Consider the following 15,157-nt stretch of genomic DNA (forward strand, 5'->3'; position numbering starts at 1 on the left):
TTGGAAATCGTCATCGTCCTTGCTCCTCTCAGGAAGCATGGACCCAATCAGCCATACACAGAAGGCCTGACACTCTCCGGGCGCGCGCCCGAAAAGTACGCTGGACAGGGCTTCGCTTCCCTGATAACGCAGCCGTGATGAGTATCTGCGCCACATATCACACCCGACGCCGCCGCGTCTGAACACCCGCGCCCGCGCGCGGTGCATGCCCGTGTCTGCTCATCCTCCCCAACCCGACAATTGACTTGCCTGCCCGGCTTTGGCAGGTCTTCAGCTTCCTTCAAAGGTGACGTCCATGAATGATGCAAGCTTTCCATCCATCCTGCCCACCTATGCGCGCGCGCCGCTCAGCTTCGAACGCGGCGAAGGCGCCTGGCTGATCGAGCGTGATGGCCGCCGCTTCCTGGACATGACCTCGGGGATCGGGGTGAACGCGCTCGGCCATGCGCATCCGGCGCTGGTGGATGCGCTGAGCGAACAGGCGGCCAAGCTGTGGCACACCTCCAACCTGTTCAACATTCCCGCGCAAGAGGCGCTGGCCGCCGCGCTGGTGGAACATACCTTCGCTGATACCGCCTTCTTCACCAATTCCGGGACCGAGGCGCTGGAGCTTGCCGTCAAGATGGTGCGCAAGTTCTGGCATGACGCAGGGGCGCCGCAGCGCCAGACCATCCTGGCCTTCGAAGGCGCGTTTCACGGCCGCTCCATGGCCGCCATCTCCGCCGCCGGCAGCGCCAAGCTGACCACCGGCTTCGGCCCGCTGCTGCCGGGGTTCCGCCAACTGCCCTTTGGCGACCATGACGCGCTGACCGCCGCGCTCGATGACACAATCGCCGCCGTGATCGTGGAACCCATCCAGGGCGAGGGCGGCATCCGCGTCCTGCCCGATGTCTGCCTCAAAGGCCTGCGCGAGGCCTGCGACCGCACCGGCGCCCTGCTGATCTTCGACGAGGTGCAATGCGGCATGGGCCGGACCGGGCGCCTCTTTGCCCATGAATGGGCGGGCGTGACGCCGGACATCATGATGGTGGCCAAGGGCATCGGCGGCGGCTTCCCGCTGGGCGCCACGCTCGCCACCGCCCACGCTGCCGCCCCCATGACCGCCGGCACTCACGGCTCCACCTATGGCGGCAACCCGCTGGCCTGTGCGGTGGGCGCGCGCGTCATGGAAATCGTGTCCGCCCCCGCCTTCCTGGCCGAAGTCGCCCGAAAGGGCAGCACCTTGTGGCAGCACCTCGAAGGTCTTGCCGCCACCCATCCGCAGGTGATCGAGGAGGTGCGCGGCGAAGGCCTCATGGCCGGGCTGAAATGCGTGGTGCCCAACACCGATCTCGTTGCCGCCGCGCGTGACCAGAACCTCCTGGCCGTGCCTGCCGCCGACAATGTGATACGCCTTCTGCCACCCCTGACCATCACCGAAGAAGAACTGTCCGAGGCCATTTACCGCCTCGACCGGGCCGCCAGCACCCTTTCCCCGGCCTGATCTTCATCCTTGTGCAAATATCCCGGGGGGTCCGGGGGGCTGGCCCCCCGGCTTTCCGGCCTTCAAAGGCCCGATGCCATGCCGCATTTCCTTGATATCCATACCACCGACGCCACCGCCCTGCGCGCCATCCTTGACCAGGCCGCCGCCATGAAGACCGCGCGCGACGGCGCGCCGCGCGCGACGCCGGATGCCGAAAATCCCCTTTCAAACCGCATGGTGGCGCTGATCTTCGAAAAGCCCTCGACCCGCACGCGGATCAGCTTCGATCTGGGCGTGCGCCAGATGGGCGGGCAGACCATGGTGCTGTCCGGGTCGGAACTGCAACTGGGCCATGGCGAGACCATCGCCGACACCGCCCGGGTGCTGTCGCGTTTCGTGGACCTGATCATGATCCGCACATTCGAGGAATCGGTGCTGCAGGAACTGGCCGAATACGCCAGCGTGCCGGTCATCAACGGGCTGACCAATGAAAGCCACCCCTGCCAGATCATGGCCGATGTGATGACATTCGAGGAACACCGCGGCCCCATCGCCGGGCGCAAGGTGGTCTGGTCCGGCGATGGCAACAATGTCTGTTCCTCCTTCCTGCACGCTGCCGGGCAGTTGGGGTTCGATTTCACCTTCACCGGCCCCGATTCCCTGGACCCGGACCCCGCAGCCGTCGCCTTCGCCCGCGACAAGGGCAGCAAGGTCGAGATCATCCGCGACCCGTTCGAGGCCGTGGCCGATGCCGATCTGGTGGTCACCGACACCTGGGTCAGCATGCATGACAGCCAGTCCACCCGCGAACGGCGCCACAATCTGCTGCGTGCCTATCAGGTCAATGACGCGCTGATGGCGGCGGCCAAGCCGGACGCGCTGTTCATGCATTGCCTGCCCGCCCATCGTGAGGAAGAGGTGACCAATTCGGTCATGGATGGCCCGCAATCGGTGATCTGGGACGAGGCCGAAAACCGTTTGCATGCGCAAAAGGCGATCATGCGCTGGTGCCTTGATCTCTGATCCGCGCCTGATCCGCGCGCCAGCAAGCCCCTCCTCGGCGCACCCGCCCGCCCACCCATGTGCACCTCGGGGGGGCTGGCCCGTGCCACGGCACGGGCCCGCTGAAAGTGTCAGCCGGGCGGCTGAACCCCCGGCAATTGCGCCGGGGCGGGTCTGGCAACAGGACGCATCATGCCCCGCGTTGGCGGCGCATTGAGCCGCGCGTATTCAGTCCTCGATTGCGCGGATCAGCTTGCGTTCCAGGACGCGCAGCACCTGGGGCAGTTCATGCCCGCGCTTGAGCACCCGGCCGTCCAGCCCGATGACCGCATACATCCCCTGCCGCAGCCGCAGGCGCGGCGTCTTTTCGATCCGGTAGAGCGGGTGTTCGGCGGCACGGCGAAAGACTGAGAACACCGCCCGGTCGCGCAGCATGGAGATGCCGTAGTCACGCCATTCGCCCGCCGCCACCATGCGCCCGTAAAGGCCCAGGATCTGCCCAAGCTCTCGCCGGTCGAAGCTTATGCGGTCCTCGGCGCTGGAGCCCTGGGGGTTCTGGATGTTCATATCCGCAGCCTGCGCCGGTTCGGGTCTGAAATCAAGGGCGCGGGCGTTCAGCCGCAGAACACCCGCACCACCTTGCCGGTATGCGGATCAAGCTCGATGTTCAGCCGGTGCTCCACAAAATCCATGGTCAGCGGGTCTCCGGACCTGAATACCCGCGACGGGTCGGGCGGGGCGAACGTCTTGGGCAAGGCCTCGCCCACCAGCCCGGCATGGGTCTGCGCGCCGCAGGCATCCGCCGTTGGCGTTTCGGGCGGGGAAAAGCACCCGGCCAGCACGGCTGATCCCAGCAGCGCCGTTCCCATCCAGACATGTTTCATGGCCGTGCTCCTTCTGCCGCCGCGCCCGTTCGCATTGGACAGGACAATGGGCTTGCCGATCCTGCGCCGGAATATAAGACTACGCCCAGATCAAGGAGGGAACAAGACATGCGCACCAAGGCAGCTGTGGCACTGGAAGCCGGAAAACCGCTGGAGATCATGGAGGTGAACCTTGACGGTCCGAAGGCGGGCGAGGTTCTGGTGGAAATCAAGGCGACGGGGATCTGTCATACCGATGAATTCACCCGCTCGGGCGATGATCCTGAAGGGTTGTTTCCCTCCATTCTGGGCCATGAAGGCGCGGGCGTGGTGCTGGAGGTCGGCGAGGGCGTCACCACCCTGAAGCCCGGCGACCATGTGATCCCGCTTTACACGCCGGAATGTCGTGAATGCTACTCCTGCCGGTCGGGCAAGACCAACCTCTGCACCGCGATTCGGGGCACCCAGGGGCAGGGGCTGATGCCCGATGGCACCACGCGGTTTTCCATGCTCGATGGCACGCCGATCTATCACTACATGGGGTGTTCGACCTTTGCCAACCACACGGTCATGCCGGAAATCGCCTTGGCCAAGGTCCGCGAGGACGCGCCCTTTGACAAGATCTGCTATATCGGCTGTGGCGTGACCACCGGGATCGGCGCGGTGATCAACACTGCGGGTGTGGAAATCGGCTCGACGGCGGCGGTGTTCGGGCTCGGCGGCATCGGGCTCAATGTGATCCAGGGGCTGCGCATGGCGGGCGCGGACATGATCATCGGGGTCGATCTGAACGACGCCAAGGAAGAGATGGCGCGCAAGTTCGGGATGACGCATTTCATCAACCCTTCGAAGGTCGAAAACACGGTGGTCGAGATCGTGAAGCTGACCCGGCGCGGGGATGATGCCATCGGCGGTGTGGATTACAGTTTCGACGCCACCGGCAATGTGAAGGTCATGCGCGACGCGCTGGAGTGTTCGCATCGCGGCTGGGGCGTGTCGGTGATCATCGGCGTGGCGCCCGCGGGGGCCGAGATCAGCACGCGGCCCTTCCAGCTTGTCACCGGGCGCGTGTGGAAGGGCACGGCCTTTGGCGGCGCCAAGGGGCGCTCGGACGTGCCGCGCTTTGTGGACTGGTATATGGACGGCAAGATCGAGATCGACCCGATGATCACACACAAGCTGACGCTGGACCGGATCAACGAAGGCTTCGATCTCATGCACGCAGGCAAATCGATCCGCGCGGTGGTGGAGTTCTGAGCCATGGCGCAGGCCGTCGATTTCTGGGTGTCCATCGGCAGCACCTATTCCTGTCTGACGGTCATGCGCTTGCCAGCAGTGGTGCGCGCCGCGGGGGTTGCCGTCACCTGGCGGCCCTTTGATGTGCGCCGGATCATGCTGGCCCAGAACAACATCCCCTTTCGCGACAAGCCGGTGAAGGCGGCCTACATGTGGCGCGATATCGAACGCCGCGCGCAGCGCTACGGGCTTAACCTGCGCCTGCCCGCGCCCTACCCGTTGGCGGAACTGACCTTCGCCAATCAGGTGGCGCTGGTCGGTTGCGCCGAGGGGTGGGGCGCGGCGTATATCCGCGAAGCCTACCGTCTGTGGTTCATCGAGGGGCTGGAGCCGGGGCAGGAGCCTGCCCTGGGCCAGGCGCTGGAGGCCATCGGCCAGGACCCGGCGCGGGTGCTGGCCCGCGCCCGCAGCGCCGAGGTTGCTGCACGGCTGGAAGCGGAAACCGACCGGGCCATGGCGCTGGGTGTCTTCGGAGCGCCCAGTTTCGTGGTGGGGTCCGAGGTGTTCTGGGGCGATGACCGGCTGGAAGATGCGCTGGACTGGGCGCGGGACGGCCGCCTTGACTGAGATCACGCTGCGCCCGGCAGATGAGAGGGATCACCCCGCGCTCTGGGCGATGCTGGAGCCGGTGTTCTGCGCGGGCGACACCTATGCGGTGAACCCCGGGATCGGACGCGCGGAGGCGTTGGCGTTCTGGTGCGGAGGCACGCATCGGGCGTTCATGGCCGAGGCGGAGGGGCAGGCTCTGGGCAGCTATTACATCTGCCCGAACCAGGGCGGGGGCGGGGCGCATGTGTGCAATTGCGGCTTTGTCACCGCGGCTGCGGCGCAGGGTCGCGGCGTGGCGCGGGCGATGCTGGCCCATGCGCTGGACACCGCCCGTGCCATGGGTTTTGCCGCCATGCAGTTCAATTTCGTGGTTGAGACCAACACCCGCGCCCTGAAGCTGTGGCTGGACCACGGGTTCGAGGTGGTGGGGCGGTTGCCGGGGGCGTTCCGGCATCCGGTGCAGGGGGAGGTGGATGCTCTGGTGATGTATCGGCGGCTCTGATATCTGACGCGTTGTAGACGCGGGGGGGCAGCCCCCGTCGCCAATCGGTTCTTGAACCGATGGCGCACCGATTGACGACCCCCGGAGTATTTCCGGCAAGAAAATGTGGGTTGATCGAAGGAAAGGCTTGGTATGGCGCGTGCGGGAATTCCGCTGCTGGCGGTTCTGATTGATGCGGATAATTCCTCACCCCGCTGGGTCGAGGCGATCTTCGAGGAGATCGCCGCCCTGGGCGAGGCGAGCGTGCGGCGCATCTATGGCGATTTCTCGCGCGAGGCCATGTCCGGGTGGGAGCGGAAGCTGGCCCCGCTGGCGCTGGTGCCCCATCATCAGCCGGCCAATACCATTGGCAAGAATTCCAGCGATATCGCGCTGGTGATCGATGCCATGGACCTGCTGCATTCGGGGCGGTTCGACGGGTTCGTGCTGATCAGTTCGGACAGCGATTTCACGCGGCTGGCCAGCCGCATCCGCGAGCAGGGGCTGGATGTCTATGGCATCGGCCAGCAAAAGACGCCCGAGGCCTTCCGCAAGGCCTGCAAGCGGTTCATCTTTGTCGAGAACATCATGCCCGAGGCCGAGCCGGACACGCGCAAGCGGGGCAAGAAGACTTCGCCCGCCGATGCCGTGCCGCTGATTCGCGCGGCCATGCAGGCCATCGACAAGGATGCAGAGTGGTATTCGCTGGGGCCGGTGGGCCAGTATATAATTGCCGCCAACCCCGATTTCGACAGCCGCAACTATGGCTGTGCGAAACTGAGCGAGCTGGTGCGCGATGCCGGGCCGTTCGAAATCCGCAAGGGGCAGGGCAATACGGTGCAGCTTCGGGAAAAGCCGTGAGCTCTGGACAGGCGCGCGCCCAGCGCCTATGTGCGAGGCCCCATGGCCCAGAAACCTGACAGCAACTACAAGGTGATCGCCGAGAACCGGCGCGCGCGGCATGATTATGCGATCGAGGATGATCTGGAATGCGGGATCATCCTGACCGGCTCCGAGGTGAAGTCCCTCCGGGAGGCGCGGGCGAATATCGCTGAAAGCTATGCCTCGGTTGAGGATGCGGAGCTGTGGCTGATCAACAGCTACATCGCCCCTTATGCCCCCGCGCGCACCTGGGGGCATGAGGAGCGGCGCAAGCGCAAGCTTCTGGTCAACCGGCGGGAACTGGCCCGGCTGTGGTCGGCCACCCAGCGCGAGGGCATGACCCTGGTGCCACTGGTGATGTATTTCAATCATCGCGGGTTGGTGAAGCTGAAGATCGGCATCGCCAAGGGCAAGAAGAAGGCCGACAAGCGCGCGACCGAGGCCAAGCGCGACTGGGACAAGCAGAAGCGGCGGTTGCTGAAGGAACGCGGCTGAGCGGCGCCTGGTGAAACGGGTCATTGAGACTGGGTCCGGCGGGGTCGCGGTGTTTCGGCGCCGGCTGATCGCTGCTGGCTTCAGAGTTTTTTCTTGCTTTCTGTGAAATTGGTTATATTTTTTTACCAGTGCACAGGGAGGAGCCGCCATGCAGATGCCCCAACCCAATGACTCGGTGCTGGACCGGCGCGCCCGGATCATCACCATGTTGCAGGAGGTTCTGCCCGCCGATGCGGTCATCCATGATGAGCACGCCATCCGCGCTTATGAATGCGATGCGCTGACGGCCTATCGCTGCCCGCCGCTGGCGGCTGTGCTGCCCGGCAGCACCGACGAGGTCGCGGCCGTCATGCGCATCTGTCATGCCGAGGGTGTGCCGGTGATCCCGCGCGGCTCGGGCACCGGGTTGGCCGGGGGCGCGCTGCCCACCGCCGACAGCGTGTTGCTGGGCGTGGCCCGGATGCGCGAGGTGCTGGAGGTGGATTACGCCAACCGCTTCGTGCGGGTGCAGACGGGGATCACCAATCTGGCCGTGACCGGCGCGGTCGAGGGCGACGGGTTTTTCTATGCGCCGGATCCATCCTCGCAGCTGGCCTGCGCGATTGCGGGGAATATCGCCATGAACTCGGGAGGCGCGCATTGCCTGAAATACGGGGTGACCACCAACAACCTGCTGGGGGTGACGGCGGTGCTGATGGATGGCTCGGTGGTGGAAATCGGCGGGCCGCATATGGATGCGCCGGGGCTGGATCTGCTGGGGGTGATCTGCGGGTCCGAGGGGCAGTTGGCAGTGGTGACCGAGGCGGTACTGCGAGTTCTGCCGAAGCCCGAGGGCGCGCGCCCGGTGCTGATGGGGTTCGGATCCTCTGAGGTGGCGGGGGCCTGCGTGTCGGACATCATCAAGGCCGGGGTGTTGCCCGTGGCGATCGAGTTCATGGACCGCCCCTGCATCCGCGCGTGCGAGGATTTCGCCGGGGCCGGATACCCGGATTGCGAGGCCTTGCTGATCGTGGAGGTTGAGGGTTCGGATGCCGAGATCGACGAGCAACTGGGCCTGATCAAGCAGATCGCGCGGCGCCATGACCCGCTGGAGCTGCGCGAGGCGACGTCGGACGAGGAGGCGAAGCGCATCTGGCTGGGGCGCAAATCGGCCTTTGGCGCTATGGGGCAGATCAACGATTATATCTGTCTGGACGGGACGATCCCCGTGTCGGAGCTGCCGCGCGTGCTGCGCCGCACCGCCGAGCTGGCCCGCCATCACGGGCTGGAGGTGGCCAATGTGTTCCATGCGGGCGATGGCAACATGCACCCGCTGATCCTGTTCGATGCCAACAAGCCCGGCGATCTGGAGACCGCCGAGGCGCTGGGCGCGGATATCCTGAAGCTGTGCGTGGAGGTGGGCGGTTGCCTGACCGGTGAGCATGGTGTGGGGATCGAGAAGCGCGATCTGATGACGGTGCAATATGGGCCGGATGATCTGGAAGCGCAGATGCGGGTGAAGGATGTGTTTGATCCGCGCTGGCTGTTGAACCCGGCCAAGGTGTTTCCGTTGGAGGTCAGCGCGGGGCGGCGGGTAGCCTGAGAGAGGACGCGGGGGGCTGCCGCCCCCCGCACCCCCCGCCCAAAGGGGGCCGCGGGCCCCCTTTGGAAACCCCCGCCGCTCTGGAAACCACCGTGGGTCTTTTCAGCAAACTGAAGGAGGGCGCCGGATGCGTCCGATGAACGAAGACGAATTGGCCGAGGCGATCCGGGGGGCTGAGGGTCCGTTGCGGGTGCGGGGCGGCGGGACGCGGCCCGTTGGGCGGCCCGTCACCGGCGAGGTGCTGGAAACCGGGGGCGTGGCGGGTGTCTCGCTTTATGACCCCGGCGCGTTGACTTTGGTGGTGCGCGCGGGCACGCCGCTGGCCGAGGTTGCGGCGGTTCTGGCGGAGGAAGGCCAGATGCTGCCGTTCGAGCCGATGGATCATCGTGCCGTGCTGGGCAGCGGCGGGGAGCCGACCATTGGCGGCGTGGTGGCGGGCAATGTCTCGGGGCCGCGGCGGGTGGTGGCCGGGGCGTGCCGGGACAGCATGATCGGCGTGCGGTTCGTGGATGGGTCGGGCGCGGTGCTGCGCAATGGCGGGCGGGTGATGAAGAACGTCACCGGTTATGATCTGGTGCGGCTGATGGCGGGCAGCTACGGCACGCTGGGGGTGGTCTCCGAGGTCGGCTTCAAGGTGCTGCCGGTGCCGGAGGCCGAGGTTTCGCTGGTGCTGGAGGATATGGCGCCCGGGCCGGCGGTGGCGGCGATGGCGGCGGCGTTGGGCTCGGCCTATGGGGTGAGCGGGGCAGCGCGCGAACCAGGCGGGCGGGTGCTGCTGCGGCTGGAAGGGCTGGCGGGATCGGTGGCGCATCGGGCGCAGGCCTTGGCGGGCGTGCTGGCGCGGCATGAGGCTTGCGCGCGGCTGGAGAAGGACGAGAGCCGCGCGGCCTGGGCGGCGATCCGGGATGTGGCCGCGCTGGCTGATATGCCGGGCGATGTCTGGCGGGTGTCGGTCAAGCCTTCGGACGCTCCGAAGGTGCTGGACCGCGCCGGGGGCACGGCGCTGCTGGATTGGGGCGGCGGGCTGGTCTGGCTGGTCCAGCCCGAGGGCACCGACCTGCGTGCGAAGCTGGGGGGTATCGGCGGGCATGCGACATTGATCCGGGCCTCCGAGGCCACGCGGGCGCGGCTGCCGGTGTTTCACCCCGAACCTGCGGCGCTGGCAAGGCTGGCGGCGGGCCTGCGCGAAAAATTCGACCCGCGCGGGGTTCTGAACCCCGGGCTGATGGGCTGAGGGAAGGACACCATGCAGACGCATTTCACGCCCGAGCAACTGGCCGATCCGGCGACCAAACGATCCAACGAGGTGCTGCGCGCCTGTGTCCATTGCGGGTTCTGCACCGCCACCTGCCCCACCTATGCGGTGCTGGGCGATGAGCTGGACAGCCCGCGCGGGCGCATCTACCTGATCAAGGACATGCTGGAATCGGGGCGCCCGGCGGATGCGCGCACTGTCAAGCATATCGACCGCTGCCTGTCCTGCCTGGCCTGCATGACCACCTGCCCCAGCGGCGTGCATTACATGCATCTGGTGGATCATGCGCGCGAATATATTGAACAGACCTACAAGCGGCCGCTCTCGGACCGGATGCTGCGCTGGGTGCTGGCCAGGATCCTGCCCTATCCCACGCGCTTCCGGCTGGCGCTGCTGGGCGCGAAGATCGGACGGCCCTTTGCCTTCCTGATGCCCGATGCCCGGCTGCGCGCCATGCTGGACATGGCGCCGAAACACATCCCCCCCGTCAGCCGCAACGACGACCCGCAAAGTTTCGCGCCGCAGGGCAAGCGCCGGATGCGGGTGGCGCTGATGACCGGCTGCGCGCAGCGGGCGCTGAACACCGACATCAACGACGCGACCATCCGCCTGTTGACCCGTCTGGGCGCCGAGGTGGTGGTGGCAAAGGGCGCGGGCTGCTGCGGGGCGCTGACCCATCACATGGGCAAGACCGCCGAAAGCCATGCCAGCGCCGCCGCCAATATTCGCGCCTGGCGGGCCGAGATGACGGGCGCGGGGCTGGATGCGGTGGTGATCAACACCAGCGGCTGCGGCACCACGGTCAAGGATTACGGCCATATGTTCCGCAATGACCCGCTGGCCGAGGATGCTGCCACTATTGCCGGGATCGCCATGGATGTGTCCGAGGTGCTGGTGAAGTTGGGCCTGCCCGAAGGCGCGCCCAGGGGGATGCGCGTGGCCTATCACGCTGCCTGCTCGCTTCAGCATGGCCAGAAGATCAAGAGCCACCCCAAGGACCTGCTGAAAGCCGCCGGGTTCGAGGTGGTGGAGCCCGCCGACAGCCATCTGTGCTGCGGCTCGGCGGGGACGTATAACCTGATGCAGCCCGAAATCTCGGGGCAGTTGAAGGCGCGCAAGGTCGCCACGCTGGAGGCAAAGGCCCCGGATGTGATCGCCGCCGGAAATATCGGTTGCATGATGCAGATCGGCGGCGGCACGCAGGTGCCCGTGGTGCATACGGTGGAGCTGCTGGACTGGGCCACCGGCGGGCCGAAACCCCCGGCGCTGCGTGGCGACTGATCGCACCGCCGGTGCCATTCGATTCCTGCGCAGAATTTCATCAAACTGTTGCAAGATAGCATGAAGGTCGCTTACGGTCTGAACAGATCAGGCATGTCAGCACGGAGATCGATCATGAAATTCAGAACCTTGCTCTGCAGCGCTGCGCTTTCGGGTGTAGCCTTCGGCGCTGTCGCCGATTCGCCTTCGGGGACTGTGAACTTCTATTCGTCGATGCAGCTTGACATTGTCGAACCCATCATCGCCGCTTTCGAAGAGCGTCACCCGGATGTCTCGGTCGATCTGCTCTATTCCGGGTCGGTTGAGCTGGAACAGCGCATCTTTGCCGAGATCGAGGCCGGCAGCCTGCGCGCCGATGTGATCTGGGCCGCCAACCCGGCACTGTTCCTGAACCTGAAGGACGCCGGCTGGCTGGCCGCGCATGAGACCGAGCACACCGAGGCCATCCCCGAGGGGCTGCGCGACCCTGACAACATGTGGTTCGCCGGTCGCGTCCACAACATGGGCGTGGGCTATAACACCAACCTGGTGGCGCCCGACGATGTGCCGACGAACTGGGCCGAATTCCTGGAATGGGGCCCGCAGGCCGCCCTGGCCAGCCCGCTGCATTCGGGTACGAATTTCAACATGATGGGCGCCTTCGTCCAGCATGACGGGATCGGCTGGGAGTGGTTCGAGCAAGCCCGCGAGGCCGGGGTGCAGGTGGTGCGCGGCACCGGTGATGTGACCCGGGGCCTGGTCGCGGGCGAATTCGCCGTGATCAAGGGGATCGATTACATCATGGCCGCCCAGGCCGCCGATGGTGCGCCGGTGTCCTTCGCTTTCACCACCGATGGCGTGCTGTCGCTGCCTTCGCCCATCGCCATCGGTGCGGGCACCGACAACCCGGATGCCGCAGCTGCCTTCATGGATTTCATCCTTTCGGCGGAAGGGCAGCAGCTTCTGGTGGATCAGCATTTCCTGCCGGTGCGCACCGATGTTGACCCGCCCGCCGGTCTGCCCAGCCCGTCCGAAATCATCGCGCTGGATGTGGATTACGAATGGCTGGCCGAAAACGGCTCCGAACTGCGTGAGCGGTTCTCGGACCTGTATTGATCTGGAAAGATCGGTCCGGGGCGGTGTCTGACCGCCCCGGACCGCTGCACGCACACGCATGACCACGTCCCCCACCGCTCCGTTTGAAAACCCGCGCGCCGCGCGCGTCTGGCGCCTGTTTGGCGATGGGCGCATGGTGCTGATGATCGCGCTGGCGCTGTTCGTTTTCCTGACCGTTCTCTATCCGCTGTTCCAGGTGGTCTGGCGCAGCTTCATCGTCGAGGGATCGCTGTCGCTTGCCAATTACGAGGCGGTATTCCTGCGCGCGAGCAACTTCGTCGCGGTGTGGAATTCGCTCTGGGTGTCGGTGATCGCCACGGCCATTTCGGTGGTCATCGGCACGCTGGGGGCGTTCGTGGTCATGCGCACGGACATCCCGTGGAAGGGGGCGCTCAGCCTGCTGTTCGTGCTGCCCTTTGCCATCCCGCCGCTGTTTTCCGCCATGGGCTGGGTGCAACTGGCCGGGCCGGTGGGGCTGATCTCGCAGGGCTGGCGGGCCATGTTCGGCCCCGGCCCGGTGCCGTGGAATATCTATTCGGCCACCGGGATCATCTTTGTGCTGGGGGTGTCCAACTATCCGCTGGTGTTCCTGACCGTGGCAGGGGCGTTGCAGCGCGTGGACCCCACGCTGGAGGAAGCCGCCCGCACCGCCGGGGTGGGCACCGGGCGGATCATGCGCGACATCACGCTGCCGCTGGTGAAACCGGCAATCTATGGCGGCGGGCTGCTGGCCTTTGTCTCATCCATCGACAATTTCGGCATCCCGGCGGTGCTGGGCATGCGCGCGCAATTCTATGTGCTGACCACCCGCATCTATGAGGCGCTGACGGTGCCCAACATGCCGCTGGCCACCGCCATGTCGGTGCTGCTGGTGGGCGTGGCGCTGGTGGCCATGGTCGGCTTCCGGCGGGCCGAGGGCGGTCGGTCGCAATATGCCGTGATCGGCGGGAAATCCACCACGCCGGGGATCATCAAGCTGGGGCGGGCAAAGCCCTGGGTGGTGGCCGCAATCGTGCTGACCATCCTGATCGTGGTGGTGGCGCCGCTGTTTGCGCTGGTGCTGACCTCGTTCCTGCGGTTCTGGGGGGCGCCGCTGACCTGGGAATTCCTGACCACCCGGCACTATGAGGCGATCTTCAACACCCCGGCCGCGCGGCGGGGGATCCTGAACTCGCTTCTGCTGGCGGCGGGGGCGGCGACGATCCTGGTGTTCACCACGGCGCTGATTTCCTGGCTGAACATCAAGGGACGGGTGCGCGGGGCGGGCACGCTGGATGCGATCGGGCTGATCCCCTTTGCGCTGCCGGGGTCGGTGATCGGGGTGGCGATGATTCTGGCCTGGTCCAACCCGCCGGTTGGGCCTGCACTCTACGGCACCATCTGGATCCTGCTGCTGGCCTATATCATGCGCTACATGGCCTTTGGCCTGCAGACCTCGCGGGCCACGCTGACCCAGATCCATGACAGCCTGGAAGAGGCCGCCATGGCCTCGGGCGCGTCACGGATGCGCACGGTGCGCGATATCACCCTGCCGCTGTTGCGCCCCGGGCTGGTGGCGGGGTGGATCCTGATCTACATCTCCGCCTTCAATGAGTTGACGGTGTCGGTGCTGATCTGGACCTCGGGGTCGGAAACCATCGGGGTGTGGATTTTCCTGATGCAGGACTCGGGCTTTACGGGCCGGGCGGCAGCGCTTGCGGTGCTGACGCTGCCGGTGATCCTGATCCTGTATCTGTTGATGCGCTGGTACGCCCGGCTGGAAGAACGCAGACAAAAGAGGCAGGGATGAACAGCAGTTCCGGAGCAGTCACCGTTCAAGGGCTGGCCAAGCAGTTCGGCGCGTTGCGGGCCATCGATACGGTGGATTTCTCCATCGCGCAGGGAGAGTTCTTTACCCTGCTGGGCCCTTCAGGCTGCGGCAAGACCACCACACTGCGCTGCGTGGCCGGGCTGGAAAGCGCCGACACGGGCCGGATCGAAATTGACGGCAAGCCGGTGTTTGACAGCGCCACGGGGCTGGACCTTCCGGCCAATGAGCGCGCCATCGGCATGGTGTTCCAGTCCTACGCCGTCTGGCCGCATATGAACGTAGCCGAAAACATCGGCTATCCGTTGAAGGTGCGCGGCGTGGCCGGGACGCAGATCGCCGCGCGGGTGGAGGAAGTGCTGAAGCTGCTGGACATGGCCGGTCTGGGCGGGCGGATGCCCTCGCAGCTGTCGGGCGGGCAACAGCAGCGCGTGGCGCTGGGCCGGGCGCTGGCGATCGAACCGCGGGTGCTGCTGCTGGATGAGCCGCTGTCGAACCTGGACGCCAAGCTGCGCGAACTGATGCGCGCCGAGCTGAAGCTGATCCAGCGCCGCGCCGGGCTGCCGATCCTGTATGTCACCCATGACCAGGTCGAGGCGCTGTCCATGTCTGACCGGATCGCGGTGATGAGCGCGGGGCGCATCCATCACCTTGCCGCGCCCGAGGAGATCTATGACCGCCCCGCCACGCGCTTCGTGCTCGATTTCGTTGGCGCGGTGAATTACCTGCCCTGCACCGTCGCGGGGCATGAGGGCGGGCGGATGCGGCTGGACGTAGGCGGCGGCACGCTGGAGATCGCCGCGCCCGAGCGCCTGCCCGCTGCCGCGGACCTGACCGTCGCCATCCGCCCAGAGGATCTGGAACTTGCCGCCACGGGCGCCGACGATGCCCCGCGCGCGCGCATCACGCTGCGCGGCTTTGTCGGTGAGGGGTTCGAGTATCGGCTGGAGCTGGGCGGGCAAAGCCTGCGCGCGCGCACCGAAAAGACCGTGGTTTTCGAGGAGGGCGCCGAAGTGGTGCTGACCGCGCGCCGTGGCGTGCTGGTCGATGCCGCCGCCGGGCTGGACAGCGCCGTCGCCGCCGCCTGAGAAGGGGGGCGCGTGG

15 protein-coding genes are annotated in these 15,157 nt (G+C 66.2%); 13 read left to right on the forward strand and 2 right to left on the reverse strand.

Annotated elements, in window-relative coordinates; translation table 11 throughout:
* Window positions 1-295 precede the first annotated feature (295 nt).
* Window positions 296-1,483, forward strand: coding sequence for an aspartate aminotransferase family protein (locus HUK65_RS15190; protein WP_179907125.1), 1,188 nt, complete (start codon window positions 296-298; stop codon window positions 1,481-1,483).
* A 78-nt stretch (window positions 1,484-1,561) separates the two neighbouring features.
* Window positions 1,562-2,488, forward strand: a complete 927-nt coding sequence (gene argF / locus HUK65_RS15195) for an ornithine carbamoyltransferase (protein WP_179907126.1) — start codon at window positions 1,562-1,564, stop codon at window positions 2,486-2,488.
* A 207-nt stretch (window positions 2,489-2,695) separates the two neighbouring features.
* On the opposite strand, the gene HUK65_RS15200 is transcribed toward argF, so the two are convergent.
* The gene (locus HUK65_RS15200) at window positions 2,696-3,034 is read right to left on the reverse strand and encodes a DUF2794 domain-containing protein (protein ID WP_179907127.1); all 339 of its coding nucleotides are present in this window, start codon (window positions 3,032-3,034) and stop codon (window positions 2,696-2,698) included.
* Window positions 3,035-3,081: 47 nt separating this feature from the next.
* Window positions 3,082-3,351: an I78 family peptidase inhibitor gene (locus HUK65_RS15205; RefSeq protein WP_179907128.1), complete on the reverse strand. Its 270-nt coding sequence runs from the start codon at window positions 3,349-3,351 to the stop codon at window positions 3,082-3,084.
* A gap of 108 nt (window positions 3,352-3,459) precedes the next feature.
* On the opposite strand from HUK65_RS15205, the gene HUK65_RS15210 reads away from it, so the two are divergent.
* From HUK65_RS15210 to HUK65_RS15260, 11 genes are all read left to right on the forward strand, one after another.
* Window positions 3,460-4,587, forward strand: coding sequence for an S-(hydroxymethyl)glutathione dehydrogenase/class III alcohol dehydrogenase (locus tag HUK65_RS15210; RefSeq protein WP_179907129.1), 1,128 nt, complete (start codon window positions 3,460-3,462; stop codon window positions 4,585-4,587).
* A 3-nt stretch (window positions 4,588-4,590) separates the two neighbouring features.
* On the forward strand, window positions 4,591-5,193 hold the full coding sequence (locus tag HUK65_RS15215; protein WP_179907130.1) for a 2-hydroxychromene-2-carboxylate isomerase: 603 nt from the start codon (window positions 4,591-4,593) through the stop codon (window positions 5,191-5,193).
* On the forward strand, window positions 5,186-5,677 hold the full coding sequence (locus HUK65_RS15220) for a GNAT family N-acetyltransferase (protein ID WP_235442183.1): 492 nt from the start codon (window positions 5,186-5,188) through the stop codon (window positions 5,675-5,677). Before HUK65_RS15215 ends, HUK65_RS15220 begins: the two co-directional genes overlap by 8 nt.
* Before the next feature lie 132 nt (window positions 5,678-5,809).
* Window positions 5,810-6,517, forward strand: a complete 708-nt coding sequence (locus HUK65_RS15225; RefSeq protein WP_179907131.1) for an NYN domain-containing protein — start codon at window positions 5,810-5,812, stop codon at window positions 6,515-6,517.
* Between the two features lie 42 nt (window positions 6,518-6,559).
* Entirely contained in the window at window positions 6,560-7,033 is a 474-nt protein-coding gene (gene smpB, locus HUK65_RS15230; protein WP_179907132.1) for an SsrA-binding protein SmpB, read from the forward strand.
* A 148-nt stretch (window positions 7,034-7,181) separates the two neighbouring features.
* Window positions 7,182-8,615, forward strand: a complete 1,434-nt coding sequence (locus tag HUK65_RS15235; RefSeq protein WP_179907133.1) for an FAD-linked oxidase C-terminal domain-containing protein — start codon at window positions 7,182-7,184, stop codon at window positions 8,613-8,615.
* A gap of 127 nt (window positions 8,616-8,742) precedes the next feature.
* Window positions 8,743-9,849, forward strand: a complete 1,107-nt coding sequence (glcE, locus tag HUK65_RS15240; RefSeq protein WP_179907134.1) for a glycolate oxidase subunit GlcE — start codon at window positions 8,743-8,745, stop codon at window positions 9,847-9,849.
* Between the two features lie 12 nt (window positions 9,850-9,861).
* Entirely contained in the window at window positions 9,862-11,151 is a 1,290-nt protein-coding gene (gene glcF, locus HUK65_RS15245; protein WP_179907135.1) for a glycolate oxidase subunit GlcF, read from the forward strand.
* Between the two features lie 114 nt (window positions 11,152-11,265).
* Complete coding sequence (locus tag HUK65_RS15250) at window positions 11,266-12,246, forward strand: extracellular solute-binding protein (protein WP_179907136.1); 981 nt, start codon at window positions 11,266-11,268, stop codon at window positions 12,244-12,246.
* 58 nt (window positions 12,247-12,304) lie between these two features.
* Entirely contained in the window at window positions 12,305-14,035 is a 1,731-nt protein-coding gene (locus HUK65_RS15255) for an ABC transporter permease (protein ID WP_179907137.1), read from the forward strand.
* Window positions 14,032-15,141 carry an ABC transporter ATP-binding protein gene (locus tag HUK65_RS15260; RefSeq protein ID WP_179907138.1) on the forward strand — a complete coding sequence of 370 codons (1,110 nt, stop codon included), beginning with the start codon at window positions 14,032-14,034 and terminating at the stop codon, window positions 15,139-15,141. The genes HUK65_RS15255 and HUK65_RS15260 overlap by 4 nt, the downstream gene beginning before the upstream one ends.
* Window positions 15,142-15,157: the final 16 nt, after the last annotated feature.

Source organism: Rhabdonatronobacter sediminivivens, assembly GCF_013415485.1.
GTDB lineage: Bacteria > Pseudomonadota > Alphaproteobacteria > Rhodobacterales > Rhodobacteraceae > Rhabdonatronobacter > Rhabdonatronobacter sediminivivens.